Source organism: Herbiconiux liukaitaii, assembly GCF_041927495.1.
GTDB classification, from domain to species: domain Bacteria; phylum Actinomycetota; class Actinomycetes; order Actinomycetales; family Microbacteriaceae; genus Herbiconiux; species Herbiconiux liukaitaii.
In genome coordinates this window covers 680,813-705,061 of sequence record NZ_JBHFHG010000002.1, presented here as the reverse complement: position 1 = coordinate 705,061, position 24,249 = coordinate 680,813, and the positions used below count along the sequence as shown (strand labels likewise).

Annotated in this window: 23 protein-coding genes; 19 read left to right on the top strand and 4 right to left on the bottom strand. The window is 70.5% G+C overall.

Annotated elements, in window-relative coordinates; all coding sequences use genetic code 11:
• Positions 1–34: 34 nt before the first annotated feature.
• The 8 genes from ACEXQC_RS03890 to ACEXQC_RS03855 all read left to right on the top strand — a co-directional run bounded on the left by ACEXQC_RS03890 (position 35) and on the right by ACEXQC_RS03855 (position 9,377).
• Positions 35–1,192, top strand: a complete 1,158-nt coding sequence (locus tag ACEXQC_RS03890; protein ID WP_374818576.1) for an LLM class flavin-dependent oxidoreductase — start codon at positions 35–37, stop codon at positions 1,190–1,192.
• A gap of 23 nt (positions 1,193–1,215) precedes the next feature.
• Positions 1,216–1,848, top strand: a complete 633-nt coding sequence (locus ACEXQC_RS03885) for an FMN reductase (RefSeq protein ID WP_374818573.1) — start codon at positions 1,216–1,218, stop codon at positions 1,846–1,848.
• Between the two features lie 26 nt (positions 1,849–1,874).
• Entirely contained in the window at positions 1,875–3,122 is a 1,248-nt protein-coding gene (locus tag ACEXQC_RS03880; protein ID WP_374818570.1) for a type III polyketide synthase, read from the top strand.
• Positions 3,123–3,833 (top strand): methyltransferase domain-containing protein, encoded by a 711-nt coding sequence (locus tag ACEXQC_RS03875; RefSeq protein WP_374818568.1) that lies wholly within the window; start codon positions 3,123–3,125, stop codon positions 3,831–3,833.
• Between the two features lie 12 nt (positions 3,834–3,845).
• Positions 3,846–4,454 carry a hypothetical protein gene (locus ACEXQC_RS03870; RefSeq protein ID WP_374818565.1) on the top strand — a complete coding sequence of 203 codons (609 nt, stop codon included), beginning with the start codon at positions 3,846–3,848 and terminating at the stop codon, positions 4,452–4,454.
• 256 nt (positions 4,455–4,710) lie between these two features.
• On the top strand, positions 4,711–7,002 hold the full coding sequence (locus ACEXQC_RS03865; protein WP_374818562.1) for a polyribonucleotide nucleotidyltransferase: 2,292 nt from the start codon (positions 4,711–4,713) through the stop codon (positions 7,000–7,002).
• 348 nt (positions 7,003–7,350) lie between these two features.
• Positions 7,351–8,775: a M16 family metallopeptidase gene (locus ACEXQC_RS03860; RefSeq protein ID WP_374818559.1), complete on the top strand. Its 1,425-nt coding sequence runs from the start codon at positions 7,351–7,353 to the stop codon at positions 8,773–8,775.
• Positions 8,775–9,377 carry a histidine phosphatase family protein gene (locus tag ACEXQC_RS03855; protein WP_374818557.1) on the top strand — a complete coding sequence of 201 codons (603 nt, stop codon included), beginning with the start codon at positions 8,775–8,777 and terminating at the stop codon, positions 9,375–9,377. Before ACEXQC_RS03860 ends, ACEXQC_RS03855 begins: the two co-directional genes overlap by 1 nt.
• A gap of 22 nt (positions 9,378–9,399) precedes the next feature.
• On the opposite strand, the gene ACEXQC_RS03850 is transcribed toward ACEXQC_RS03855, so the two are convergent.
• On the bottom strand, positions 9,400–9,879 hold the full coding sequence (locus ACEXQC_RS03850; RefSeq protein WP_374818554.1) for a GNAT family N-acetyltransferase: 480 nt from the start codon (positions 9,877–9,879) through the stop codon (positions 9,400–9,402).
• Positions 9,880–9,955: 76 nt separating this feature from the next.
• On the opposite strand from ACEXQC_RS03850, the gene dapB reads away from it, so the two are divergent.
• On the top strand, positions 9,956–10,789 hold the full coding sequence (gene dapB, locus ACEXQC_RS03845; RefSeq protein ID WP_374818551.1) for a 4-hydroxy-tetrahydrodipicolinate reductase: 834 nt from the start codon (positions 9,956–9,958) through the stop codon (positions 10,787–10,789).
• Complete coding sequence (locus tag ACEXQC_RS03840) at positions 10,786–11,262, top strand: hypothetical protein (protein ID WP_374818548.1); 477 nt, start codon at positions 10,786–10,788, stop codon at positions 11,260–11,262. Before dapB ends, ACEXQC_RS03840 begins: the two co-directional genes overlap by 4 nt.
• 3 nt (positions 11,263–11,265) lie before the next feature.
• Here ACEXQC_RS03840 and ACEXQC_RS03835 read toward each other — a convergent pair whose 3' ends face one another.
• Positions 11,266–12,153 (bottom strand): TIGR01777 family oxidoreductase, encoded by an 888-nt coding sequence (locus ACEXQC_RS03835; RefSeq protein ID WP_374818545.1) that lies wholly within the window; start codon positions 12,151–12,153, stop codon positions 11,266–11,268.
• The gene (locus ACEXQC_RS03830) at positions 12,150–12,584 is read right to left on the bottom strand and encodes an OsmC family peroxiredoxin (RefSeq protein ID WP_374818543.1); all 435 of its coding nucleotides are present in this window, start codon (positions 12,582–12,584) and stop codon (positions 12,150–12,152) included. Before ACEXQC_RS03830 ends, ACEXQC_RS03835 begins: the two co-directional genes overlap by 4 nt.
• Before the next feature lie 201 nt (positions 12,585–12,785).
• Here ACEXQC_RS03830 and leuA point away from each other — a divergent pair, with 201 nt between their 5' ends.
• The 4 genes from leuA to ACEXQC_RS03810 all read left to right on the top strand — a co-directional run bounded on the left by leuA (position 12,786) and on the right by ACEXQC_RS03810 (position 16,982).
• Positions 12,786–14,552: a 2-isopropylmalate synthase gene (leuA, locus tag ACEXQC_RS03825; RefSeq protein WP_374818541.1), complete on the top strand. Its 1,767-nt coding sequence runs from the start codon at positions 12,786–12,788 to the stop codon at positions 14,550–14,552.
• Positions 14,553–14,619: 67 nt separating this feature from the next.
• Positions 14,620–15,417 (top strand): DNA repair protein RecO, encoded by a 798-nt coding sequence (gene recO / locus ACEXQC_RS03820; protein ID WP_374818538.1) that lies wholly within the window; start codon positions 14,620–14,622, stop codon positions 15,415–15,417.
• Positions 15,418–15,445: 28 nt separating this feature from the next.
• Entirely contained in the window at positions 15,446–16,282 is an 837-nt protein-coding gene (locus ACEXQC_RS03815; RefSeq protein WP_374818535.1) for an isoprenyl transferase, read from the top strand.
• A gap of 28 nt (positions 16,283–16,310) precedes the next feature.
• Positions 16,311–16,982: a DsbA family oxidoreductase gene (locus ACEXQC_RS03810; protein WP_374818532.1), complete on the top strand. Its 672-nt coding sequence runs from the start codon at positions 16,311–16,313 to the stop codon at positions 16,980–16,982.
• Positions 16,983–17,141: 159 nt separating this feature from the next.
• On the opposite strand, the gene ACEXQC_RS03805 is transcribed toward ACEXQC_RS03810, so the two are convergent.
• Entirely contained in the window at positions 17,142–17,633 is a 492-nt protein-coding gene (locus tag ACEXQC_RS03805) for an aminoacyl-tRNA deacylase (protein WP_374818529.1), read from the bottom strand.
• A 75-nt stretch (positions 17,634–17,708) separates the two neighbouring features.
• On the opposite strand from ACEXQC_RS03805, the gene dusB reads away from it, so the two are divergent.
• From dusB to ACEXQC_RS03780, 5 genes are read left to right on the top strand one after another with little or no spacing between them, the layout of a single operon-like run.
• Positions 17,709–18,893: a tRNA dihydrouridine synthase DusB gene (gene dusB, locus ACEXQC_RS03800; protein ID WP_374818526.1), complete on the top strand. Its 1,185-nt coding sequence runs from the start codon at positions 17,709–17,711 to the stop codon at positions 18,891–18,893.
• A complete protein-coding gene (locus tag ACEXQC_RS03795; protein ID WP_374818523.1) occupies positions 18,886–20,208 on the top strand; it encodes a deoxyguanosinetriphosphate triphosphohydrolase in 1,323 nt (440 codons plus the stop codon). Before dusB ends, ACEXQC_RS03795 begins: the two co-directional genes overlap by 8 nt.
• A 4-nt stretch (positions 20,209–20,212) precedes the next feature.
• Positions 20,213–22,219 (top strand): DNA primase, encoded by a 2,007-nt coding sequence (gene dnaG / locus ACEXQC_RS03790; RefSeq protein ID WP_374818520.1) that lies wholly within the window; start codon positions 20,213–20,215, stop codon positions 22,217–22,219.
• A gap of 24 nt (positions 22,220–22,243) precedes the next feature.
• Positions 22,244–23,236, top strand: coding sequence for an ATP-binding cassette domain-containing protein (locus ACEXQC_RS03785; protein WP_374818517.1), 993 nt, complete (start codon positions 22,244–22,246; stop codon positions 23,234–23,236).
• A complete protein-coding gene (locus ACEXQC_RS03780; RefSeq protein ID WP_374818514.1) occupies positions 23,233–24,243 on the top strand; it encodes a D-isomer specific 2-hydroxyacid dehydrogenase family protein in 1,011 nt (336 codons plus the stop codon). Before ACEXQC_RS03785 ends, ACEXQC_RS03780 begins: the two co-directional genes overlap by 4 nt.
• Positions 24,244–24,249 lie beyond the last annotated feature (6 nt).

Below are 24,249 nucleotides of genomic sequence, written 5' to 3'. Positions count from 1 at the left end.
TATCTATGCAAACGCATTGATCTAAGGAGTCGAGATGCAGTTCGGAATCTTCAGCGTCGGGGACATCACCACGGACCCCACGAACAACACCACCCCCACCGAGAACGAGCGCATCAAGGCCATCCTGACCATCGCGCAGAAGGCCGAGGAGGTTGGCCTCGACGTGTTCGCGCTCGGCGAGCACCACAACGAGCCCTTCGTTCCCTCCAGCCCCACCACGATGCTCGGCTACATCGCCGCCAAGACCGAGAAGCTGCTGCTCAGCACCGCGGTCACGCTCATCACCACGAACGACCCGGTGAAGATCGCCGAGGACTTCGCCATGCTCCAGCACGTCGCCGACGGCCGAGTCGACCTCACGATGGGCCGCGGCAACACCGGCCCCGTCTACCCGTGGTTCGGCAAGGACATCCGCCAGGGCATCCCGCTCGCGATCGAGAACTACGCCCTGCTCCGCCGCCTCTGGGACGAGGACGTCGTGGACTGGGAGGGTCAGTTCCGCACCCCGCTGCAGGGCTTCACGAGCACACCGCGCCCGCTCGATGGCGTCGCCCCCTTCGTGTGGCACGGCTCCATCCGCAGCCCCGAGATCGCCGAGCAGGCCGCCTACTACGGCGACGGCTTCTTCGCGAACCACATCTTCTGGCCCAAGGAGCACTTCCAGCGCCTCATCTCGTTCTACCGTCAGCGCTTCGAGCACTACGGCCACGGCACCGCCGACCAGGCCTTCGTGGGCCTCGGCGGCCAGGTCTTCATGGCCAAGAACTCGCAGGACGCGGTGAAGCAGTTCCGCCCGTACTTCGACAACGCGCCCGTCTACGGCCACGGCCCGAGCCTCGAGGACTTCACCGAGCAGACCCCGCTCACGGTGGGCAGCCCGCAGCAGGTGATCGACCGCACCCTCACGTTCCGCGAGCACTTCGGCGACTACCAGCGCCAGCTGTTCCTCATGGACCACGCCGGCCTGCCGCTCAAGACCGTGCTCGAGCAGCTCGACATGCTCGGCGAGCTCGTGGTGCCCGTGCTCCGCAAGGAGCTCGACGCCAAGCGCCCCGCCCATGTGCCGGACGGCCCCACGCACCAGTCCGAGATCGAGCGGATGGCGGCCCGCGAGGCCGCAAAGATCGTGCAGGACGCCGGCGCCCAGTCGTCGGTCGCCGCCGAAGCCGCCCGCGTGCGCCAGGGGGTCTGACCGTGGAGTCCCTGAACACTGCGGTGTCCATCAAGAGGGTCGTCGCCCTCAGCGCCGGCCTCAGCCAGCCCTCCTCCACCAGGCTGCTCGCCGACCGCCTCACCGAGGCGGCGGTGGGCGACCTGGCCGGCCGCGGCATCGAGGTCGAGGTGACCGTGATCGAGCTGCGCGACCTCGCGCACGACATCACGAACAACCTCCTCACCGGCTTCCCGAGCGCGAAGCTGCAGCAGGCCGTCGACGCCGTCACCCAGGCCGACGGGCTCATCGCCGTGACGCCGATCTTCACTGCGAGCTACAGCGGCCTGTTCAAGTCGTTCTTCGACGTGGTCGACAAGACGGCGCTGACCGGCCTCCCCGTGCTGATCGCGGCGACCGGCGGCACGCCCCGCCACTCGCTCGCGCTCGACCACGCCGTGCGTCCGCTCTTCAGCTACCTGCGAGCACCCGTGCTGCCCACGAGCGTCTTCGCCGCGTCGGAGGACTGGGGATTGGGCACCGCCGGAGACGGCTTGGCGACCCTGCCCGACCGCATCCGCCGGGCCGCCACGGAGCTCGCCGACGCCGTCGCGGTGTCGACGCGCTCGAGCGAGGTGCACGACCCGTTCGCTCTCGCCGCCGGCTTCAGCCCCGCCGGAGGCTACACAGCGCGGTAGCCATCGATCGTGCCTACAGTGGGCCTATGGCTGTGAGCGTGCGAACCATCAGGACCGCCGTTCCCCCCACGGTCATCCGGCAGCAGCGTGTGCGCGACTTGTTCGCCGCCCAGCCCGGCCTCGGCCGGCTGGGCGAGCGGCTCGTCGCCACCTCGTTCGACGCCTCCGGCATCGAGACCAGGCACACCGTCGTCACGGACTTCGCCGCGGCCACGGCCGAGCCCGACGACGCAAGCGAGCACGACAGCAACGACAGCAACGGCAGCAACGGCGAGCAGGATCACCGGTCGGAGGGCGGGGCGCCCGGCATCGGGTTCATCGACCCCGCATCCCGGGTCCTGCTGCACCCCAGCACCCGCCACCGCAACGAGCTGTACACCGTCGAGGCCGCAGCGCTCTCGGTCGAGGCGGCCCGCGCCGCCCTCGATGCTTCACCCGAGTTCGGTGCGGCCGACGTGACGCACGTCATCACCGTCTCGTGCACGGGATTCTTCTCGCCCGGCCCCGACTACGTGCTCGTGCGCCAGCTGGGCCTCGACCCCGGGGTGCAGCGCTTCCACGTGGGCTTCATGGGCTGCTACGCGGCGTTCCCGGCCCTCAAGATGGCGAAGGCCTTCTGCGAGGCGGATGCCGAGGCCGTGGTGCTCGTGGTGAGTGTCGAGCTGTGCACCCTGCACGTGCGCTCGTCGAGCGACCCCGATCAGATCGTGGCGTCATCCGTGTTCGCCGACGGCGCGGCGGCCGCGATCGTGTCGGGGCGCGAGGCACGGCCCGGAGTCGACGTCCCCGGAGCCGACCGCACCCGTGCCGTGCTCGAGCTCGACGCGTTCGCCACCACCCTCACCCCGACGGGCGAGGAGGCCATGGCCTGGACGATCGGCGACCACGGCTTCGAGATGATCCTCAGCACCTACGTGCCGAAGATCATAGACGAGCACATCACCGGCGCCCTCGAACCCCTCCTCCAGGGCACCCCCACGAGCGCCGTCGAGCGCTGGGCCATCCACCCGGGCGGGCGCAGCATCCTCGACCGCGTGCAGTCGAAGCTCGCCCTGAGCGACACCCAGCTCGAGCCCTCCCGCCAGGTGCTGCGGCAGTACGGCAACATGTCGAGCGCCACCATCCTCTTCGTGCTCGAGCGCATCCTGGCCGATGCCTCTGCCGAGCAAGGCGCGGAGGGCAGCGCCGCCCGCCGTGAGCGCGTCTGCGCCATGGCCTTCGGCCCGGGTCTCACCGTCGAGACCGGCCTCTTCACGGTGGCGGAGGCGGTCTGAGTGGTCGGCGTCCCCGATCTCAGCCGTCGCGCGGTCGACCTGCGCGAACGCATGGACGACCCCGCCGCCGATCCGGCCCTCCTGACCCGCACCTACGAGCAGTTCGCCACCGTCAACCGGCTCATCTCCGGCTGGCGCGACACCTACCGGCAGCGCATCCGCCCCCAGCTGTCGCGCGACACGCTCTCGACGCTCCTCGACGTGGGCTGCGGCGGAGGCGACATCGCCAGGGCGCTCGCGCGGTGGGCGGCCGCCGACGGCCTCCAGTTGCAGGTGGCGGCGATCGACCCGGATCCTCGTGCGCTCGACTTCGCCGAGACCGTGCCCAATCCCCACGGCGTCATCTTCCTCCGCGCCCTCAGCAGTCAGCTCGTGGAGCGGGCCCAGCGCTTCGACTTCGTGATCTCCAACCACGTGCTGCACCACCTCACGGCGCTCGAGCTCACCGACCTGCTGATCGACTGCGAGCTGCTCAGCCGCCGGCTCTCGATCCACAGCGACATCCGCCGCAGTCCGGGCGCGTACCTCGCGTTCGAGGCGCTCACGGTGGCGTTCTTCCGCGGCTCGTTCATCCGCGAGGACGGGCTCATCTCCATCCGCCGCAGCTACACCACCGCCGAGCTCGGCATCGCGGCGCGCCGGGAGTGGCAGGTGGAGTCGCAGTCGCCCTACCGCACCCTGCTCACGTACGCGGGGCCCGTCACCGACTGATTGACTGGGGGCATGAACTCCTCGCCCCGCCGCAAGCCCCTCTGGCGCTGGGAGGCGTTCCTCTTCGGCCTCGTGCTGCTGCTCGCGATCGTCGCCGGCTCGATCGTGCGGGCCGGGTGGGGCCTCATCGGGGCGTTGGTCGTGGGTGCGCTGCTCGTGGTGGCGGTCGCGGCGGCCGCACTGCTGATCGTGCCGCTCGTGCGGCCCGGCGGGCGGGACAGCGAGAACACCCTGCGATCCGTCGAGGGCGTCGAGCTCGTGCCGCTGACCTCGGGTGAGGCCGAGCAGCGCACGGTGCGGGTGCTGCAGTCCGAGCGGCGGCAGTCGGCCATCGAGGCGGCGAGGGCGAAGTCGGCCGGCGAACCGCGGGGCGTGCTGACTCCGGATGCGAGCGTCTGGCTGGGCAGGCGACTCCAGGTGGCCGTGGACCTCGTCTCCGACGGAGGCACCGTCTACCGGGTCGGCTTCGTGCCGCCCGAGCTCGAGGCGGACCTCGAAAGGCGGCTGCGGCCGCTCGCCGAGCGCGGTGCAGCGGCGCTCGTGCCCGTGCGGATCGTGGGGGAGTCGAGGCCGTTCCGGGTGGAGATCCTGCTGCCTCCCCAGATGGACACGTCCGCTTAGCGCGAGCGTTCCTCGGGTATCCGCCCTGCGGCTGGTAGGGTGAGAGGGTTGAGAGCAGGCTGGCAGGTAGCTGGTCCTCGGTGGTGGGTTTCCGGCGCACGTGGTGCACCCGGAGTTCTTCTACTGGTGGCCAGCACATACGCCCTTCGACACACACGTTCAGGGAACGGATAAATCCCTGCTATTCCGCCTGCTCCCACGCGAGGAGTCGCATGCCCACACGGGGCCGCGACGCTAAACAAAGGAGAAAGACCTCTTGGAAGGTCCTGAAATCAAATTCGCCGAAGCCGTTCTCGACAACGGCAAGTACGGCACCCGCACCGTCCGCTTCGAGACCGGCCGCCTTGCGCAGCAGGCTCAGGGCGCCGTCGCCGCGTACCTCGACGAAGACACCATGCTTCTGTCCGCCACGAGCGTGTCGAAGCACCCGAAAGACAACTTCGACTTCTTCCCGCTGACGATCGATGTCGAGGAGCGCTCCTACGCTGCCGGCAAGATCCCCGGATCGTTCTTCCGCCGCGAGGGCCGCCCCTCCACCGAGGCGATCCTGGTCTGCCGTCTGATCGACCGGCCGCTGCGCCCGTCGTTCGTCAACGGCCTCCGCAACGAGGTCCAGGTCGTCATCACCGTGCTGTCGATCGCCCCCGACGAGTTCTACGACTCGCTCGCCATCAACGCCGCCTCCGCGTCGTCGCAGATCTCCGGCATCCCGTTCTCGGGCCCGATCGGTGCGGTGCGCCTCGCGCTCATGCCCGGTTACGGCACCGAGGCCGACCAGTGGATCGCGTTCCCGAAGCACTCGCAGCTCGAGGAGGCCGTCTTCGACATCGTCGTCGCCGGTCGCGTCGTGACCGCAGCGGACGGATCGCAGGACGTCGCGATCATGATGGTCGAGGCCGAAGCCACCGAAGGTTCCTGGAACCTCATCAAGGCCGGCGCCACGAAGCCCAACGAGGCCGTCGTGGCCGAGGGCCTCGAGGCATCGAAGCCCTTCATCAAGCAGCTCGTCGAGGCTCAGGCCTCGATGGCCCAGCAGGCCAACAAGGCGGTGCGCGAGTACCCCGTGTTCCTGCCCTACACCCAGGCCGCCTACGACGCCGTCGCCGAGCTCGCCTACGACGAGCTGGTGGGCATCTACCAGGTCGCCGACAAGATCGAGCGCCAGAACGCCGACGATGCCCTCAAGGACCGCGTCAAGGCCGCCATCGCCGCGAAGGTCGACGCGGGCGAGCTCGACGCCGACATCCTGCCGACGGTCTCGGCCGCCTACAAGTCGGTCACCAAGGCCGTCGTGCGTGGTCGCATCCTCAAGGACGGCGTGCGCATCGACGGTCGTGGACTGGCCGACATCCGGCCGCTCGACGCCGAGGTCGCTGTCATCCCGCGCGTGCACGGCTCCGCCATCTTCCAGCGCGGTGAGACCCAGATCCTGGGCGTCACCACGCTGAACATGCTCAAGATGGAGCAGCAGATCGACTCGCTGAGCCCGATCACGCACAAGCGCTACCTGCACCACTACAACTTCCCGCCCTACTCGACCGGTGAGACCGGCCGTGTGGGCACCCCGAAGCGTCGCGAGATCGGGCACGGCTTCCTCGCCGAGCGCGCCCTCGTGCCGGTGCTGCCCGCGCGCGACGAGTTCCCCTACGCCATCCGTCAGGTGTCCGAGGCCCTCGGGTCGAACGGCTCCACCTCGATGGGCTCCGTCTGCGCCTCGACCCTGTCGCTGCTCAACGCCGGAGTGCCGCTGCGCGCCCCGGTCGCCGGCATCGCCATGGGCCTGGTCTCGGACGAGGTCGACGGCGAGACCCGCTACGCGGCGCTCACCGACATCCTCGGTGCAGAAGACGCGCTCGGCGACATGGACTTCAAGGTCGCAGGTACCGCCGAGTTCATCACCGCGATCCAGCTCGACACCAAGCTCGACGGCATCCCGACGTCTGTTCTGGATGGCGCCCTGAAGCAGGCGAAGGCCGCGCGCGACGCGATCCTCGCCGTGCTGAACTCGGCGATCGACGCTCCCGACGAGATGGCCCCGACCGCGCCCCGCGTCATCTCGGTGCAGATCCCCGTTGACAAGATCGGCGAGCTGATCGGCCCGAAGGGCAAGACGATCAACGCGATCCAGGACGAGACCGGCGCCGACATCTCCATCGAGGAGGACGGCACCGTGTACATCGGCGCCGTCGACGGCCCCTCGGCCGAGGCCGCGCGTGCGCAGGTCAACGCCATCGCGAACCCGCAGAACCCGGAGATCGGCGAGCAGTTCCTCGGAACCGTCGTGAAGATCGCCACGTTCGGCGCGTTCGTGTCGCTGCTCCCCGGCAAGGACGGCCTGCTGCACATCTCCGAGGTGCGCAAGCTCGCCGGTGGCAAGCGTGTTGAGAACGTCGAAGACGTGCTCGCCGTGGGCCAGAAGATCCTCGTCGAGATCACCAAGACCGACGACCGCGGCAAGCTGTCGCTGGCCCCGGTGCTGGCGGAGACGGGCGACACCGATGGCTCCAGCGCCGCCAGTGAGGGCCCGGAAGCCCCCGCAGAGGGCTAGTCACGCTGTGTTAGCTGCCGGGGGCGACGTGCTTCGCGCGCCGTCCCCGGACGGCGCCGGTCCCTGCCCGGCGCCGCGCGACATGTGAAGGGGTGGTCGCTTCGCGGCCGCCCCTTCACCTTGGGTCGTCGAGAAAGGCCTGTTGCGTGGTTCGATCCTCTGCGGCCTCTGGGTAAGGCGGATTCACATCCACTACCCAGGGAGCCGCAGTGCGGACCACGCGACAGGCCTTTTTCCTGTACCCAGGGCGGTACCGGTGCCGGGCGACGCCGCGCAGCGACGTCGAACGACACCGGCACCGCATGTCGCCCGCGCCGCAGAGGCGGCGGCGCGGTTAAACTGACACAGATGTCTAACGGTGCCGTACCTCTTCCTCTTGATGTTCCGGAACTCTCGATCGGCAGTGCTGCCGAGGGGGTGGTGAGGCGAACCGTTCTGCCGAGCGGGGTGCGGGTGCTCACGGAGCACATCCCCGGCAGCCGGAGTGCGACCATCGGGTACTGGATCGGTGCCGGATCGCGCGACGAGCTCGGTGCGGTCGACGGCATGCCTTCTCGGCACGGATCGACGCACTTCCTCGAGCACCTGCTCTTCAAGGGCACTCCCTCTCGCACGGCCCTCGACATCGCGATCGCCTTCGACTCCGTGGGTGGCGAGCACAACGCCGTCACGAGCAAGGAGTACACCTGCTACTACGCCAAGGTGCGCGACGCCGACCTCCCGATGGCCATCGACGTGCTCTCCGACATGGTGACCTCCTCCCTCCTCGATCCCGTCGAGTTCGAGAACGAGCGCGGCGTGATCCTCGAGGAGCTCGCCATGGCCGAGGACGACGCCGGCGACCTCGTGGGCGAGACGCTCTTCGAGGCCGTGCTCGCCGGGCATCCGCTCGGCCGGCCCGTGGGCGGCACCCCCGCCGCCATCCGCGCCGTGACCCGCGACGCCGTGTGGCAGCACTACGTGGCCGGCTACCGGCCGAACGACCTCATCGTCTCGGCCGCGGGCGCCGTGGACCACGATGAGATCGTGCGCTCGGTCGAAGCCTCGCTGCGTCTCTCCGGCTGGGACCTCGACATCCCCGCCGCACCGCGCCCCCGCCGATCCGTCACCCCGTGGACGGCCACGTCCGTCGCCCCCGTCACCGTGGTCACGAAGCCCACCGAGCAGGCCAGCGTGATGATCGGCATGCCCGGCATCGTGGCCGGCGACGACCGCCGCACCACCATGGCCGTGCTCAACTCCGTCTTCGGCGGCGGCATGTCGTCGCGACTGTTCCAGGAGATCCGGGAGAAGCGCGGCCTCGCCTACTCGGTCTACTCCTACGCGGCCAGCTACTCGGATGCGGGACTGTTCACGATGTACGCGGGCTGCACTCCGGGCCGCGAGGGCACCGTGGCCGAGCTCATGACCGCCGAGCTGCACCGGCTCGCCGACCACGGCATCACCGCCGACGAGCTCGCCAGGGCGCACGGCCAGCTCTCCGGCTCCGCCGCTCTCGCCCTCGAGGACAGCGACACCCGCATGTCGCGCCTCGGCCGGGCGGAGCTCACCCTCGGCGAGTTCGTGGACCTCGACGAGAGCGTGCGCCGCCTCACCGCCGTCACGCGCGACGATGTGCAGCAGCTCGCCCGCGAGCTCGTCTCCGGCCCCTCCGGCATCGCCGCGGTCGGCCCGATCGACGCGGATGCGTTCGCGCAGCTCGCCGCCGCGCACGCATCCCGAACCACCGCGCCCGGAGCCCAGGCACCCGAAGCCCAGCCGGCGGCCGTCTGATGGCCCACACCCTCTACCTCGTGCGCCACGGCGAGCAGCTCGACGCCGAGCACGGCGTGGCCGACGGCCCGCTCTCGCCGCGCGGCCAGCGCCAGGCCCGCCTCGTGGCCGACCGGCTCGGCGGAGTGCCGTTCGACAACGTGTGGCACTCCCCGCTGCAGCGCGCCGAGCAGACCGCGCACATCATGTCCGAGCACCTGCCGGCCCTCGATCCGCAGCCCAGCGCGCTGCTCTTCGACTGCGTGCCCTCCGGCTACTCGCCGCAGATGCCGCATGCCTTCGAGGCCTACTTCAACTCGGTCACCGAGGCCGAGCTCGAGGCGGGCCAGGCCCAGATGTCGGATGCGGTGGCCGAGTTCCTCACACCGGCCCGCGACACCACCCACGACCTCCTGATCACGCACAACTTCGTGATCGCGTGGTTCGTGCGCGAGGCCATGGATGCGCCAGAGTGGCGGTGGGCCGGACTCAACCAGGCCCACTGCGGTCTCACCATCATCCGCTTCAAGTCGGGGCGACAGCCCGAGCTCGTGGCCTACAACGACCTCGGGCACCTGCCCGTGGAGCTCCGCACGGGCATGAACGACCCGCAGCCCTACTGAGCGCAGCTCGCAGGGCCGCCGGTCACGCGCTCAGCGCCTTGCGGTACCACCGGGTGGCGTTGGGGTTGTCGTTGTACGGCGGCACGCTCTCGTAGCCGAGCCGGTCGTAGAGCCTGGCGGCGCCCTCGAGCGTGTGGTGGGTGTCGAGCACGAGTTCCGTGGCGCCGAATTCCCGCGCCCGACGTTCGAACTCCAGCATGAGTTCGCGTGCCCAGCCGTGGCCGCGCGCCTCGGGGGTCAGCCACACGTGCTTCACCTCGTAGCGCACCACGCTCTCACCGGGGGAGGGCAGCAGTCGCAGCCCGCCGCATCCCACGGCCGCACCCTCGTCGTCGTCCACCACGAGGAAGAGACCGTTCGTGCCCGAGTAGCCCTCGGCCGGCGGATAGCTCACCGTGTAGTCCCCGAACTCGAGCGGGAAGGCGGCGGCCCGGAACGCGAAGTAGTCGTCGAGCAGGCGGCGCTCGGTGGGGGCGGTGACGTCGCCGGGGTGGATCTGCATGCCTCAAGCCTAGAACGCCCCAGGAACAGCCCCGTGCGGGCGACCCGGCCCACGATATCGCCGGTAGATTGGGCTCATGACTACCAAGGTGGCCGTGGTCGGCGCAACGGGCAAGATGGGCCGGCTGATCTCCGGCATCGTGGAGGAGTCGCCGGAGTTCGAGCTTGTGGCCTCGCTCGACTCGCGGAGCCCGCTCGAGGAGATGCTCGCCGCCGATCTCGTGGTCGACGTGACGGTGCCGGGGGTGAGCCAGAAGGTCGTGGAGTTCGCCGTGGCGAACGGCCGTCAGGTGCTCGTGGGCACCTCGGGCTGGTCGGCGGATCGCATCCAGAGCCTCCGTCGGGCGCTCGGCGAGACGCCCCAGAGCGGTGTGCTCGTGGTGCCGAACTTCTCGCTCGGGTCGGTGCTCGCCACCATGTTCTCCTCGATGGCCGCGCGCTTCTACGACTCGATCGAGATCGTGGAGGCCCACGCCGCCACGAAGGTCGACTCGCCCTCGGGCACCGCCGTGCGCACCGCCGAGCTCATGGGCGCGGCCCGCAAGGCTCTCGGGCCGGTCTCGGCCCCGCACACCGACCAGCGAGCACGCGGCCAGCAGGTCTCGAGCATCCCCATCCACAGCCTGCGCCTCACGGGCGTGGTGGCGAAGCAGGACGTGGTGTTCGGCGGCACGGGCGAGGTGCTCACGATCTCGCACGAGACGATCGCGCCCACGGCCTACGCCGCGGGAATCGGAGTGGCGCTCAAGGCCGCCTCCGTGATGCGCGGGGTGACGGTGGGCCTCGACTCGCTGCTCGACCTCGACGGCAGTCGGGCCCGTGCGGCGGAGAGCGATGCCGTGGTGGCGGCTCCCGTGGTGCCGGAGAACGTCTCCGGCCAGGCGGCGACCGCCACGAGCGTGACCCCGTGAAGGGTCGCGTCGCCGCCCTCGTGATGGCCGTGCTGCTCGCGGTCTACATCGTGCTCGTGGGGCAGCGGGCCGTCATGTTCGTGCTCACGGGGGAGCCGATCGCCATCGTGATCGGCATCGCGCTCATCGTGCTGCCCGCCGTGGGCGCGTGGGCACTGGCTCGCGAGCTGATGTTCGGCGTGCGCACCCAGAAGCTCGTGGAGCAGCTCGATCGCGAGGGCGAACTGCCCGTGGACGACCTGCCCAAGCGAGCGAGCGGTCGCCCGCTCCGCGAGGCCGCCGACGAGGAGTTCGGCACCTACCGCGACGAGGTGGAGCGCGACGAGACGAACTGGCGCGCGTGGTTCAGGCTCGGCCTCGCCTACGACGCGTCCGGTGACCGCCGGAGGGCCAGACGCGCCCTCGTGACGGCCATGGCCCTCGAGCGCGACACGCGCAGGCTCGGCGGCGAGCCGCCCGCACCGCGCACCTGAGCTCTAGATGCGGGCGAGCGCGTCGTCGATCGTCTGGTCGGCGAACGTGAAGCCGTCCATCATGAGCTTCTGGCTCGACACGTCCTGATCCGCGAGCAGCAGATCGCGACCCGCGTCGGCCAGGGCGGCCTTGAGCGCCCACGCGGGTGCCGGCAGCCAGAACGGCCGATGCAGCTCCTCGGCCAGCTCGCGCCCCACCACGGAGGCGGCCACGGGCTCGGGCCCCACGAGGTTGACGGGACCCGCGAGCGTCGACGTGAGCAGATGACGGATGGCGGCCGCCTCGTCGCGCAGGCTCACCCAGGGCCAGATCTGCTCGCCGGAGCCCAGCGGCCCCGCGAGGCCGAGCTTGGCGAGCAGGGCGAGGGGCTTGAGCGCGCCTCCGCCCGTGCCGATCACGAGACCGGTGCGGAGGGTCACGAGCCGGGTGGCCTCGGCGGCAGGAGCCGCCGCCTTCTCCCAGGCGTCGGTGACCTTCGCCAGGAAGCCGGTGCCCACGGGCGAGGACTCGGTGAGCTTCTCGCCGGGTCGGTCGCCGTAGAAGCCCACGGCGGAACCGCTCAGGAACACCTCGGGAGGCGAGTCGGCGCGGAGGATCGCCTCGGTGAGGGTGGAGGTGGCCTGCAGCCTCGACTGCAGGATCTCCTTCTTGTACGGCAGAGTCCACGGAAGGCGCGAGATGGAGGCGCCCGAGAGGTTGATGACGGCGTCGACGCCGTCGAGGATCGAGGTCTTGAGCCAGCGCGCCTCGGGATCCCAGCTGCGTTCGGTGGCGCTCCGGGCCGGCCGCCGCACGAGGATGAGCACGGTGTGCCCCTCCGCCCGCAGCTGCGACGCGAGCTCGGTGCCGATGAAGCCGGATCCGCCGGCGATGAGGACGGTCTTGGTCATGCCAGGCTCGCTTCCAGAGTGATGGGGATGCCGGCCAGCGCGCGGGAGACCGGGCAGTCGGCCTTCGCCTCCTCGGCGATGCGCTGGAAGTCGGCCTCGTCGATGCCGGGCACGATGGCGCTCACCAGCAGGTGGCTGCCCGTGATGCCCTCGGCGGGGTCGAAGGTGACAGCGGCTGTGGTCTGCAACGACTCCGGGGGAGTGCCCGCCTTCGCGAGGGCGTTCGAGAAGGCCATCGAGAAGCACGCGGAGTGGGCGGCGCCCAGCAGCTCCTCGGGCGTCGAGACGGCTCCCGCCCCCGAGGTGCCCTCCGCACGGGCCTTCCAGTTGACGGCCATGCTCGCGGCCCCGGAGCTGTCGAGCGTCACGGTGCCCGCTCCGCTCACCAGGTCGCCGTGCCAGACGGTGGTCGATTCGCTCGTCGCAGCCATGTCGTGCCTCCTGTAGGTGGCTCAAGACTAGGGGGCTTCCCTGGATTCATCCTCGACTGCCGCGGTGCGTGGGCTAGGCTGATCCCGTGCTGTTCGGTCTGCTTCTTCTTAGCTGCCGCGACGAGTCCTAGTTCCAGGCCTCCCTCGTCGCGGAGTTCGCTGTCGGCTGACCACCACCAATTCTCACGAGGGAACGCACCGATGAAGAACAATCAGGCAGCTTCTGCCATGCCGATCCACAAGTACCGGCCCTACCACGAGCAGATCGCCGTCGATCTGCCCGACCGCACCTGGCCCACGAAGCGCATCACCGAGGCACCGCGCTGGTGCGCCGTCGACCTGCGCGACGGCAACCAGGCGCTCATCGATCCGATGAGCCCCGAGCGCAAGCGCATCATGTTCGACCTGCTCGTGCGCATGGGCTACAAGGAGATCGAGGTCGGCTTCCCGAGCGCCTCGCAGACCGACTTCGACTTCGTGCGGTCCCTCATCGAGGAGGGCGCCATTCCGGATGACGTCACCATCCAGGTGCTCACCCAGGCGCGCGAGCACCTGATCAACCGCACCTACGAGTCGATCAAGGGCGCGAAGCAGGCGATCGTGCACCTGTACAACTCCACGAGCATCCTGCAGCGCGACGTCGTGTTCCGCACCGACAAGCAGGGCATCATCGACATCGCCCTCGAGGGCGCGCGCCTGTGCCGTGCCGCCGAGAAGACCATCCCCGAGACCGACGTCTACTACGAGTACTCGCCCGAGAGCTACACGGGCACCGAGCTCGAGTTCGCGGTCGACATCGTGAACCAGGTGCTCGAGGTCTTCGAGCCGACCCCCGACCGCAAGGTCATCGTCAACCTGCCCTCGACCGTCGAGATGGCCACCCCCAACGTCTACGCCGACTCGATCGAGTGGATGGGCCGGCACATCCAGAACCGCGAGAACGTGATCATCTCGCTGCACCCGCACAACGACCGGGGCACCGCGGTGGCCGCCGCCGAGCTCGGCTACCTGGCCGGTGCCGACCGCATCGAGGGATGCCTGTTCGGCAACGGTGAGCGCACCGGCAACGTCGACCTGGTGGCGCTCGGCATCAACCTGTTCACGCAGGGCATCGACCCGCAGATCGACTTCAGCGACCTCGACGAGGTGCGCCGCACGGCCGAGTACTGCAACCAGCTCAAGGTGCACGAGCGGAGCCCCTGGGCCGGCGACCTCGTCTACACCGCGTTCAGCGGATCGCACCAGGATGCGATCAAGAAGGGCTTCGAGGCCATGGCGGCCGATGCGGCCGCTCAGGGCAAGCACGTCGACGACCTGGTCTGGGCCGTTCCCTACCTGCCGATCGATCCGAAGGATCTGGGGCGCTCCTACGAGGCCGTCATCCGCGTCAACTCGCAGTCCGGCAAGGGCGGCGTGGCCTACCTGCTGAAGACCGACCACGCGCTCGACCTGCCGCGCAAGCTGCAGATCGAGTTCTCGGGCGTCGTGCAGGCCAAGACGGATGCCGAGGGCGGCGAGGTCACGAGCGAGCAGATCTGGACCGTGTTCCAGGACGAGTACCTGCCGGCCCCTGCCGACCGCGCCGAGGAGAAGTGGGGCCGCTTCGAGCTCACCCGCACCCGCACCGCGAGCGACCTGTCGGGCTCCGTCTCGCTCGAGGTCGAGCTGCGGATCGGCGAGGAGGTCATCGAGACCGCCGCCACGGGCAACGGCCCGATCGCCGCGTTCCTCAACGTCATGAGCGCACAGGGGGTCGACGTCAAGCTCTACGACTACGTGGAGCACACGCTGAGCGCCTCGGGCGACGCGCAGGCCGCGGCCTACGTGGAGCTGCAGGTCGACGGCAACCGGCTGTGGGGAGTGGGCATCGACGGCGACATCTCGACGGCCTCGCTCAAGGCCGTGGTCTCGGCCGTCAACCGCGCCATCCGCGTGCGCGACGCCGACCGCGAGCTCGCCTCCGTCTGAGTCGTTCCGCGCTCCCGGGTGCCGCGTCGCGCGGCGCGGTGCCCGAGGGGCGGGGGATACTGGTGGGGTGCCCGTATACCGAGATGAAGCCGTCGTGCTGCGCACCCACAAGCTGGGTGAGGCCGACAGGATCGTCACGCTGCTGACCCGCCAGCACGGCAAGGTACGGGCCGTCGCGCGCGGGGTGCGGCGCACGGCCTCGAAGTTCGGCGCGCGGCTCGAGCCGTTCATGGTGGCCGACGTGCAGTTCTACGAGGGGCGCTCGCTCGACAGCATCACCCAGGCCGTGACGCTCGGCTCGTACGGGGCCGAGATCACCGCCGACTACGCGAGCTACACGGCCGCGAGCGCGATGGTGGAGACGGCGGACAAGGTCACCGAGCACGAGCCGTCGCTGCAGCAGTACCTGCTGCTCGTGGGCGCGCTGCGGTCGCTCGCCAGGCGGGAGCACGCCGTCACGGCGACCCTCGACTCCTATCTGCTGCGCTCGCTCTCGATGGCCGGCTGGTCTCCGAGCTTCCACGACTGCGCGGTCACGGGCGAAGCCGGCCCGCACTCCGCCTTCGTGGTGCAGCTCGGCGGTGTGGTGAGCGACGAGGTGGCTCCTCCCGGCACCCCCCGCCTCGATCCGGTGACCCTCGAGCTGCTCTCGGCACTCCTCACGGGTGACTGGGCGGTGGTCGACGGGGCCGCTCCCGGCGCCCGCGCACGAGCGAGCGGTATCGTGTCGGCGTACACTCAGTGGCACCTCGAACGCGGGCTGCGCTCCCTCGAGCACGTGGAGCGCACGGAGGGGCCGCCGGCGCAGCGCCTCGCTGCACACCGGCCCTCTGCACACCGTCCGCCCGCGCACCGCCCCGCCTAGAGCTGCCCCGCATCCTGAGAGAGCACCCGTGAGTCGAAGCCGCACGTCACCTCCGCCCGCCGAGCCGTTCCGGCCGCTGGACTGGACGGGGCTGCAGCCGCCCGACGTGCCCGCCGCCTCGGTGCCGAAGCACGTGGCGATCGTGATGGACGGCAACGGCCGCTGGGCGAACCAGCGCGGACTCACCCGCATCGAGGGCCACCGGGCCGGCGAGGCCGCCCTGCTCGACGTGGTGGCGGGCGCCATCCAGATCGGGGTGCAGCACGTGAGCGTCTACGCGTTCTCCACCGAGAACTGGAAGCGCTCACCGGAGGAGGTGCGCTTCCTGATGGGCTTCAACCGGGAGGTGCTGCATCGCCGTCGCGACCAGCTCAACGAGTGGGGTGTGCGCATCCGCTGGGCCGGTCGCAAGCCGCGGCTGTGGGCGAGCGTCATCACCGAACTGCAGTACGCCGAGGCCATGACCGCGCACAATCGCACCCTCACCCTCACGATGTGCGTCAACTACGGCGGGCGCACCGAGATCGCGGATGCCGTGCGCTCGATCGCGGACGACGTGGCGGCCGGCCGGCTGCGCGCCTCGGCGGTCTCGGAGAAGCTCATCCAGAAGCGCCTGTACGTGCCCGAGCTGCCCGATGTCGATCTCTTCGTGCGGAGCTCGGGGGAGCAGCGCACCTCCAACTTCCTGCCCTGGCAGTCGGCGTACGCCGAGATGGTGTTCCTCGACCGCCTGTGGCCCGACTTCAGCCGGGTGGACCTGTGGCAGGCCATCGAGCACTACGCGGGGCGCAACCGCCGCTTCGGCGGGGCGATCGACGCGCCGACGGCCGAGTCGCAGGCGGCGTCGGAGTCGGCTTCGGAATGACCGCAGGGCCTCTGGGGTTGACGTCTTCGTGAGTGATTCCATCAAGATCGACATCTGGTCAGACATCGCGTGCCCGTGGTGCTACATCGGCAAGCGCAAGCTCGAGTACGCGCTCGAGGAGTACGCGGGCACCGACGACGCGCTCGACGTGGAGGTCGAGTACCACAGCTTCGAGCTCTCGCCCGATACGCCGGTGGAGTTCGAGGGATCCACCACCGACTACCTGGCGAAGCGCAAGGGCATGCCCGTGGAGCAGGTGACCCAGATGCTCGAGCGCGTCACCGGCATCGCGTCGTCGGTGGGGCTCGACTACGACTTCGCCAAGGTGAAACACACCAACACCGTCAAGGCGCACCAGCTCATCCAGTACGCCAAGGCGCACGGCGTGCAGCTCGCCGCCAAGGAGCGACTGCTGAAGGCGTACTTCGTCGACGGCCGGCACGTGGGCCATGTCTCGGACCTCGCCGACCTCGCCGCCGAGATCGGTCTCGACCGCGACGACGTGGTGCGATCGCTCGAGGCCGACGAGTACCTCGAGGCCGTGCACGAGGACCAGCGCCAGGCGCAGGCCTACGGCATCCAGGGTGTGCCGTTCTTCGTGATCGACGGGCGCTACGGCATCTCGGGTGCCCAGGATCCGGCCGCGTTCCTGCAGGTGCTCGGCCAGGTGGCCGACGAGCGCACCGAGGTGGGCGCGTGACCGCCGAGGGCACGAGCGGGGCGGATGCCGCCCCGTTCGCGTTCACGATGGTGGGCGACGCGGGCATGAGCTGCGAGGGCGACAGCTGCACGATTCCCGCCGCGGCTGTTGTGCCAGCGGCTGTTGTGCCTGCGGCGGTCGCGGCGCCTGCGGCAGGCGTCAGCGCGGAGTGATCGGCTCCGAGATGTCGGCGACGGTGGCGCCGAGCGCCTCGGCGAGGGCATCGGCCTGCACGAACGCGCTGTGGCCGTGCGCGCCAGCGCCCATCGCCACCCGGCGGCCCGTGAAGGTCTCGTCGAGGTAGACCGGCCACGCGGTCGTGCTGCCGAGGGGCGTGATGGTGCCGCGCTCGTAGCCCGTGGCCTCGAGCGCCACATCCTGATGCGGCATCGACAGCCTGTTGACGCCCACGACGGCACGGAGCTTCGGCCAGCTGATCTGCCGATCACCCGGAATGAGGGCGAAGAGGAACTCGCCATCGTGCCGCTTCACCACGAGGCTCTTGAGCACGGCGGCGGGCTCGAGCCCGAGCAGGGCAGCGGCCTCCTCGAGCGAGTCGGCCGTCGGGCGCTCCACGATCTCCACCTCCAGCCCCAGCTGCTCGGCGTGGTGCTCTACCCGTGCGGTTCCTGTCTTGTCGCTCACAGTCATGCCCAACGCGCTCTGCATGCACAGGATTCCCGGATGCGTCCGGAGCGTCGTCCCCATCTGGGAGAATCGGTACCGATGTCCACTCCAACCCTCACCGACCAGAAGCTCGCGATCGGGCCCATCACGCTCGACGTGCCGGTGGTGCTCGCGCCCATGGCCGGCATCACCAACACCGCCTTCCGTCGGCTGTGCCGCGAGTTCGGCGCCGGCCTCTACGTGAGCGAGATGATCACGAGCCGTGCCCTCGTGGAACGCAACGAGGCCACGCTGCGCCTCATCACGCACCACCCCTCCGAGACACCGCGGTCCATCCAGCTCTACGGGGTCGACCCCGCCACCATGGCCGAGGCCGCCCGCATCCTGGTGGAGGAGGACCGCACCGACCACATCGACATGAACTTCGGCTGCCCCGTTCCCAAGGTCACGCGGAAGGGCGGTGGAGCAGCCCTGCCCTGGAAGACGGGGCTCTTCCGCGAGATCGTGGAGCGCGTCGTCGCCGCGGCGGGCGACATCCCCGTGACCGTCAAGATGCGCAAGGGAATCGACTCCGATCACCTCACCTACATCGAGGCCGCGAAGGCCGCCGAGGGGGCGGGGGTGGCCGCCATCGCGCTGCACGCCCGCACCGCGGCCGACTTCTACAGCGGCACGGCCGACTGGTCGGCCATCGCCCGGCTCAAGGAGGCCATCACGAGCGTGCCGGTGCTCGGCAACGGTGACATCTGGTCGGGAGAAGACGCACTGCGCATGGTCGACGAGACCGGGTGCGACGGAGTGGTGGTGGGCAGAGGCTGCCTCGGCCGGCCGTGGCTCTTCGGCGACCTCGCCGCCGCCTTCCGCGTGCGGGCGGGCGAGCTCTCCGAGGCCGAGGCCGCCGAGCTGCGCGCCGCCCCCTCGCTGGGAGACGCCGTGCAGACCCTTCGCCGGCACACCGAGCTGCTCGTGGAGTTCTTCGACGACGAGGGGCGCGCCTGCCGAGACATCCGCAAGCACGTGGCCTGGTACCTCAAGGGCTACCCCGCGGGGCACGAGGTGCGCGCCTCGCTCAGCACCGTGCGCTCGCTCGACGAGATGGATGAGATCCTCGCCACCCTCGACTGGTCGGAGCCCTACCCGGGGCGCGACGCCGAGGGCCCTCGCGGCCGCGCCGGCAGCCCCAAGAAGCCCGCCCTGCCCGAGAACTGGCTCGCCTCGCGCGAGCTCGAAGGGGCCGGTCGGGCCGACCTCGCCGCGGCAGAACTGGAACACAGCGGTGGCTGACGCCCTCGACCTCACCACCTACGCCCCCACCAAGGGCTACGCCGACGCCGATGCCGAGCGGCTGCTGCCCGAAGAGCACTACACCCGCCGCAGCGACTTCGCGCGCGACCGTGCGCGCATCCTGCACTCCTCGTCGCTCCGCCGGCTCGCGGCCAAGACGCAGGTGCTGAGCCCCGCTGTCGTGGCCGACTTCGCGCGCAACCGCCTCACGCACTCGCTCGAGGTGGCCCAGGTGGGGCGCGAGCTCGCCTCGAGTCTCGACCTCGATCCGGATGTGGTGGATTCGGCCTGCCTCGCGCACGATCTCGGCCACCCGCCGTTCGGGCACAACGGCGAACGCGCGCTCAACGAGTGGGCCCGCTCCATCGGCGGCTTCGAGGGCAACGCGCAGAGTCTGCGCATCCTGAGCCGGCTCGAGCCGAAGGTGCTCGGCGAGGAGGGTCGGAGCTACGGGCTCAACCTCACGCGTGCGAGCCTCGACGCGAGCTGCAAGTACCCGTGGACGGCGTCGAGCCCCGTGGAGGATCCGAGCGGCCGGCTCAAGTACGGCGTCTACGACGACGACGTGGAGGTGTTCGAGTGGCTCCGCCAGGGAGCCCCCGAGCGCACGCTGTGCGTGGAGGCGCAGGTGATGGATCTGTCGGACGACATCGCCTACTCCGTGCACGACTTCGAAGACGCCGTGCTGAACGGCTACATCGACGTGGCGAGGCTGGGTGCCCGCGTCGACCACGAGTCGCTCGTGCGGAGTGTCCATGCCTGGGCGGGCGGCGGCTTCACGCTCGACGAGCTCTCGCAGGCCTTCGAGCGCCTCGACTCGCTGCAGGTCTGGCTCTCGGAGTGGGACGACACGCGCCAGGACCACGCCCGGCTGAAGAACCTCACGAGCCAGCTCATCGGCCGCTTCGCCGGTGCAGCCACCCGCGCCACCCGCGAGGCCTACCCCACGCCGAGCATCACGCGCTTCAAGGCGAACGTGGTGGTGCCCGAGTGGGTGGCCGCCGAGATCGCCACGCTCAAGGGCATCGTCTCGGTGTTCGTGATGTCGAACGACGCCAGGCAGCCGCTCTACCAGGAGCAGCGCACCCTTCTCCTGGAACTCGCCGACGCGCTGTGGGAGTCGGGCGGCACCGGCCTCGACACGGCGTTCGCCGCCGACTGGCGGAGCGCCGACGACGACACGGCGAGGCGGCGCGTGGTGGTCGACCAGGTGGCGAGCCTCACCGACCAGACCGCGGTGCTCTGGCACGAGCGCCTGCGAGGTCCGGCGAATCCGCCGCCACTGACAGAGCCCGCCGGCCGGAACGTATCCTAGAGAGATGGCAGGTCTGATCCGCCGCAGCGACATCGACGAGGTGCGTTCGCGCATCAACATCGCCGACGTGGTGGGCGATTTCGTCACCCTCAAGAGCGCCGGCGTGGGCTCCATGAAGGGTCTCTGCCCGTTCCACGACGAGCGCTCCCCGAGCTTCCATGTGCGCCCCCAGGTGGGCTTCTACCACTGCTTCGGCTGCGGCGAGGGCGGCGACGTGTTCACCTTCCTGCAGAAGATGGACCACGTCACGTTCTCCGAGGCGGTCGAGCGCCTGGCCGGCACGATCGGCTACCAGCTGCACTACGAAGACGGCAGCGGCCCGAGCGACCAGGGCAACCGCGCGCGGCTGCTCGCCGCCAACGAGGCCGCTCGCGAGTACTTCGCCGAGCAGCTCACGGCGCCGGGGGCGGATGCGGGGCGCGCCTTTTTGGGCGAGCGCGGCTTCGACGCCCAGGCCGCCGCCCGCTTCGGTGTGGGCTATGCACCGCAGGGGTGGGACAACCTGGGCAAGCACCTCAAGGGCCGCGGCTTCACCGAGGCGGAGCTCAGCGCCGCCGGGCTGCTCAGCGCGGGCGACCGGGGGAGCTACGACCGGTTCCGCGGCCGGTTGATCTGGCCCATCCGCGACCAGACCGGCCAGACCGTGGGCTTCGGCGCCCGCCGCCTGTTCGACGACGACAAGGGCCCCAAGTACCTCAACACCCCCGAGACGCCGGTCTACCACAAGGCCCAGGTGCTCTACGGGCTCGACCTCGCCAAGCGCGACATCTCGCGCAGCCGCCAGGTCGTGGTGGTCGAGGGCTACACGGATGTGATGGCGTGTCACCTGGCCGGGGTCACCACGGCCGTCGCCACGTGCGGCACCTCGTTCGGCGTCGACCACATCAAGATCATGCGCCGTGTGCTGGCCGACGACTCGGCGGGGCTCGGCGAGGTGGTCTTCACCTTCGATCCGGATGCGGCCGGACAGAAGGCCGCCATGCGCGCCTTCAGCGAGGAGCAGCGTTTCGCGGCGCAGACCTACGTGGCCGTGGCCTCCGACGGTCTCGACCCGTGCGACCTGCGGCTCGCGAAGGGCGACGACGCCGTGCGTCGGCTCATCAAGGGCAAGCGGCCGATGTTCGAGTTCGTGATCAAGCAGAAGCTCGCGGCCTACGACCTCGAGTCGGTGGAGGGGCGGGTGGCGGCGCTCCGCGACGCGGCACCCATCGTGGCCGAGATCCGCGACCCCGCCGTGCGCCCCGGGTACGCGCGGCAGCTCGCCAAGATGCTGGGCATGGAGCTCGACGAGGTGAACGCCGCGGTCGCGCGCGGTCGCGCCCAGCAGGGTGACCGCAACGACCGTTCCGAGCGCGGCGGGCGGGGCGATCCGCGCGATCGGGCTGCGCTCCCCGTCGGCGGGCAGTCCGGCTACAGCGCGCAGGCGGGCACCGCCGGCCAGGGCGGGCAGGGCTCGCAGCAGTCCTCCCTCTCGCCGGCCTCCGATCCGCTCGTGCCGTCGCTCACGAGCCTCGCGCCGATCGAGCAGCGCCCCAGCGTCTCGCTCACCCAGCTCCCCTCCACCACGGCGGTGCGCACCGAGCGCGACGCCCTCATGGCGATGCTGCAGGCACCCGTCGCCGTCGGGCGCGATCTGCTCGTGCAAGCGAGCGTGTGCGGCTTCAGCCACCCCGCCCTCGCCGCCGTGCGCGACTCGGTGGGCCGCAACGTCGACTCCTTCGAGCGCCCCGACTGGATGACCGTCGTGCAGAACGACGTGCCAGAGGAGTACCGCTCTCTCGTGGAGCAGCTCGCGGTGGCACCCATCCCCGAGCGCCCCGAGCGCCAGGTGGAGGTCTACCTGCGCCGTATCACGACCTCGCTCATCGAACGCGACATCCTGCGCCGCAAGGAGCTGCTGCTCGGTCGCCTGCAGCGCACCGACGCGGTCGCCGAGCCAGAGGCCTACCGCGAGGTGCAGGTGCAGCTCGTGCAACTCGAGGCCGACCGACGCGCCTTCCTGGCGGAATAGAGCGAACAGCCTAGGCTCGGTCCAATGGCCGACCGATACATCCTCCACGCCTCCGATGTGACCATCGAGTACCCCGCTCACAGCGTGAGCGCGGCTCACACGGCCGTGAGGGGGGTCACGCTCACCATCGAACCGGGGGAGATCGTGGGCCTCGTGGGGTCGAGCGGATCGGGCAAGTCCACCCTCGCCCAGGTCGCCTCGGGCCAGGCCGCCGTGCGGGCGGGCAACGACGGCTCGCCGCGCATCATCGGCGGCAGCCTCGAGGTGCTCGGCTACGAGATGCGCGGGCTCAAGCGCCGCAAGCTCACCGAGTTCACGCTCGGCGTGGGGTACGTGGCGCAGGACGCCGGCTCGCGGCTCACCTCCAACATGACGGTGGCCGAGATCGTGGCCGAGCCGCTGTTCCTGCGCGACAAGCGCTTCGACCGCAAGGAGGCCGGTCTCAGGGCCGCCACCCTCGTCGACGCGCTCCTGCTGCCCGTCGGCACCATGCTCAAGCAGCCGCACGAGCTCTCGAGCGGCCAGCGCCAGCGCGTGGCCGTGGCCCGCGGGCTCATCCTCGACCCCGTGCTTCTGATCGCCGACGAGCCCACGGCGGGCGTCGACGTGTCGGTGCGCGGCGCGGTGGCGGACGTGATCGCGGGCCTGCAGCGGTCGCGCGGTGCGAGCGCGCTCATCGTGAGCCACGACCTCGAGGCGCTGCGGCGCACGGTCGATCGCATCGCGGTCATCCACGAGGGGGTCGTGGTGGGCATCGGCACCATGGACGAGGTGTTCGACGATCCGCGTCACCCCTACGTGGCGAGCCTCGCGGACGAGCTGCACGCGCACGACGAGCGGAACCCGGTCGAGGAGTACGACGAGTACGACGACGACGAGGATGATCTCGCCGACGCCGACGCCGACGCCGACGCCGACGCCGACGCCGACGCCGGTGCCGACGTCGATCACGAGGCCCGAGGCGAGGACGCCGACGGGCCCCACGACGGCCGCGAGGTCGACGGGGCACCTCGATGACCGCGCGCCCCGGTCAGCACCGCGCGGTGCTGGCCGCCGAGACCCCCGTCATCCCCGAGTCCGATCGCCCGACGCCCGGCCCCATCGCCATCCTCCCGCGGCCCGAGCCCCTCTTCGAGGAGGCCGTGCAGGCCGCCGGGGGCACCGTGGCCCCGCTCTCGCCCGAGACCCGCGGCATCGTGTGGCTCGACCAGTCCGGTGTCGAGGAGTTCACCCGCGTGCTCGATGCGCACCCGGCCGTGCAGTGGGTGCAGCTGCCGTGGGCGGGGGTCGACGCGTTCGCCGAGGTGCTCGCCCGCGACGCCGCCGCACCGCGTGAGCGACTCGTGTGGACGAGCGCCAAGGGCGCCTACGCCCAGCCCGTGGCCGAGCACGCCCTCACCCTCGTGCTGGCGCTCCTCCGCGACCTCCCCACCCGGGTGCGGGCGGGCGGCTGGGGCGCGAAGTCGGGGACCTCGCTCTACGGGCTCGACGTGGTGATCGTGGGGGCCGGAGGCATCGCCCTGGAGCTCCTGCGCCTGCTCGCACCGTTCGGCGTGCGCACCACCGTGGTGCGGCGGTCGTCCGATCCCGTGCTCGGCGCCGATCGCACCGTCACGAGCGACCGCGTGCACGAGGTGCTGCCGGGGGCCGACGTGGTCGTGGTCGCGGCGGCGCTCACCGCGGGCGGAACGCGCCGGATGTTCTCGCACCCCGAGTTCGACCTCATGCGCGAGACCGCCGTGCTCGTCAACATCGCGCGCGGCGGGCTCGTCGACACCGATGCCCTCGTCGCCGCCCTCGAGCGGGGCGACATCGCCGGTGCGGGGCTCGACGTGACCGATCCCGAACCGCTGCCCGACGGGCATCCGCTCTGGACCGCCCCCGGCGTCATCGTGACCCCCCACACCGCCGACACGCCGGAGATGACCTCCCTGCTGCTCGCCGACCGCCTTCGCCACAACGTGCGCGCCTTCCTCGTGTCGGGCGACTTCGAGGGGCGGGTCGACCCGGCCGCGGGCTACTGACACACC

Excerpts from the sequence above, each read along its gene's own strand:
- ACEXQC_RS03780 (WP_374818514.1), top strand. The coding sequence starts at position 23,233 with ATGACCGCGCGCCCCGGTCAGCACCGCGCGGTGCTGGCCGCCGAGACC.
- ACEXQC_RS03785 (WP_374818517.1), top strand. The coding sequence starts at position 22,244 with ATGGCCGACCGATACATCCTCCACGCCTCCGATGTGACCATCGAGTAC.
- ACEXQC_RS03860 (WP_374818559.1), top strand. The coding sequence starts at position 7,351 with ATGTCTAACGGTGCCGTACCTCTTCCTCTTGATGTTCCGGAACTCTCG.
- dnaG (WP_374818520.1), top strand. The coding sequence starts at position 20,213 with ATGGCAGGTCTGATCCGCCGCAGCGACATCGACGAGGTGCGTTCGCGC.
- ACEXQC_RS03850 (WP_374818554.1), bottom strand. The coding sequence starts at position 9,879 with ATGCAGATCCACCCCGGCGACGTCACCGCCCCCACCGAGCGCCGCCTG.
- ACEXQC_RS03880 (WP_374818570.1), top strand. The coding sequence starts at position 1,875 with ATGGCTGTGAGCGTGCGAACCATCAGGACCGCCGTTCCCCCCACGGTC.
- ACEXQC_RS03855 (WP_374818557.1), top strand. The coding sequence starts at position 8,775 with ATGGCCCACACCCTCTACCTCGTGCGCCACGGCGAGCAGCTCGACGCC.
- ACEXQC_RS03830 (WP_374818543.1), bottom strand. The coding sequence starts at position 12,584 with ATGGCTGCGACGAGCGAATCGACCACCGTCTGGCACGGCGACCTGGTG.
- ACEXQC_RS03805 (WP_374818529.1), bottom strand. The coding sequence starts at position 17,633 with ATGACTGTGAGCGACAAGACAGGAACCGCACGGGTAGAGCACCACGCC.
- ACEXQC_RS03870 (WP_374818565.1), top strand. The coding sequence starts at position 3,846 with ATGAACTCCTCGCCCCGCCGCAAGCCCCTCTGGCGCTGGGAGGCGTTC.
- dapB (WP_374818551.1), top strand. The coding sequence starts at position 9,956 with ATGACTACCAAGGTGGCCGTGGTCGGCGCAACGGGCAAGATGGGCCGG.
- leuA (WP_374818541.1), top strand. The coding sequence starts at position 12,786 with ATGAAGAACAATCAGGCAGCTTCTGCCATGCCGATCCACAAGTACCGG.
- dusB (WP_374818526.1), top strand. The coding sequence starts at position 17,709 with ATGTCCACTCCAACCCTCACCGACCAGAAGCTCGCGATCGGGCCCATC.
- ACEXQC_RS03835 (WP_374818545.1), bottom strand. The coding sequence starts at position 12,153 with ATGACCAAGACCGTCCTCATCGCCGGCGGATCCGGCTTCATCGGCACC.
- ACEXQC_RS03890 (WP_374818576.1), top strand. The coding sequence starts at position 35 with ATGCAGTTCGGAATCTTCAGCGTCGGGGACATCACCACGGACCCCACG.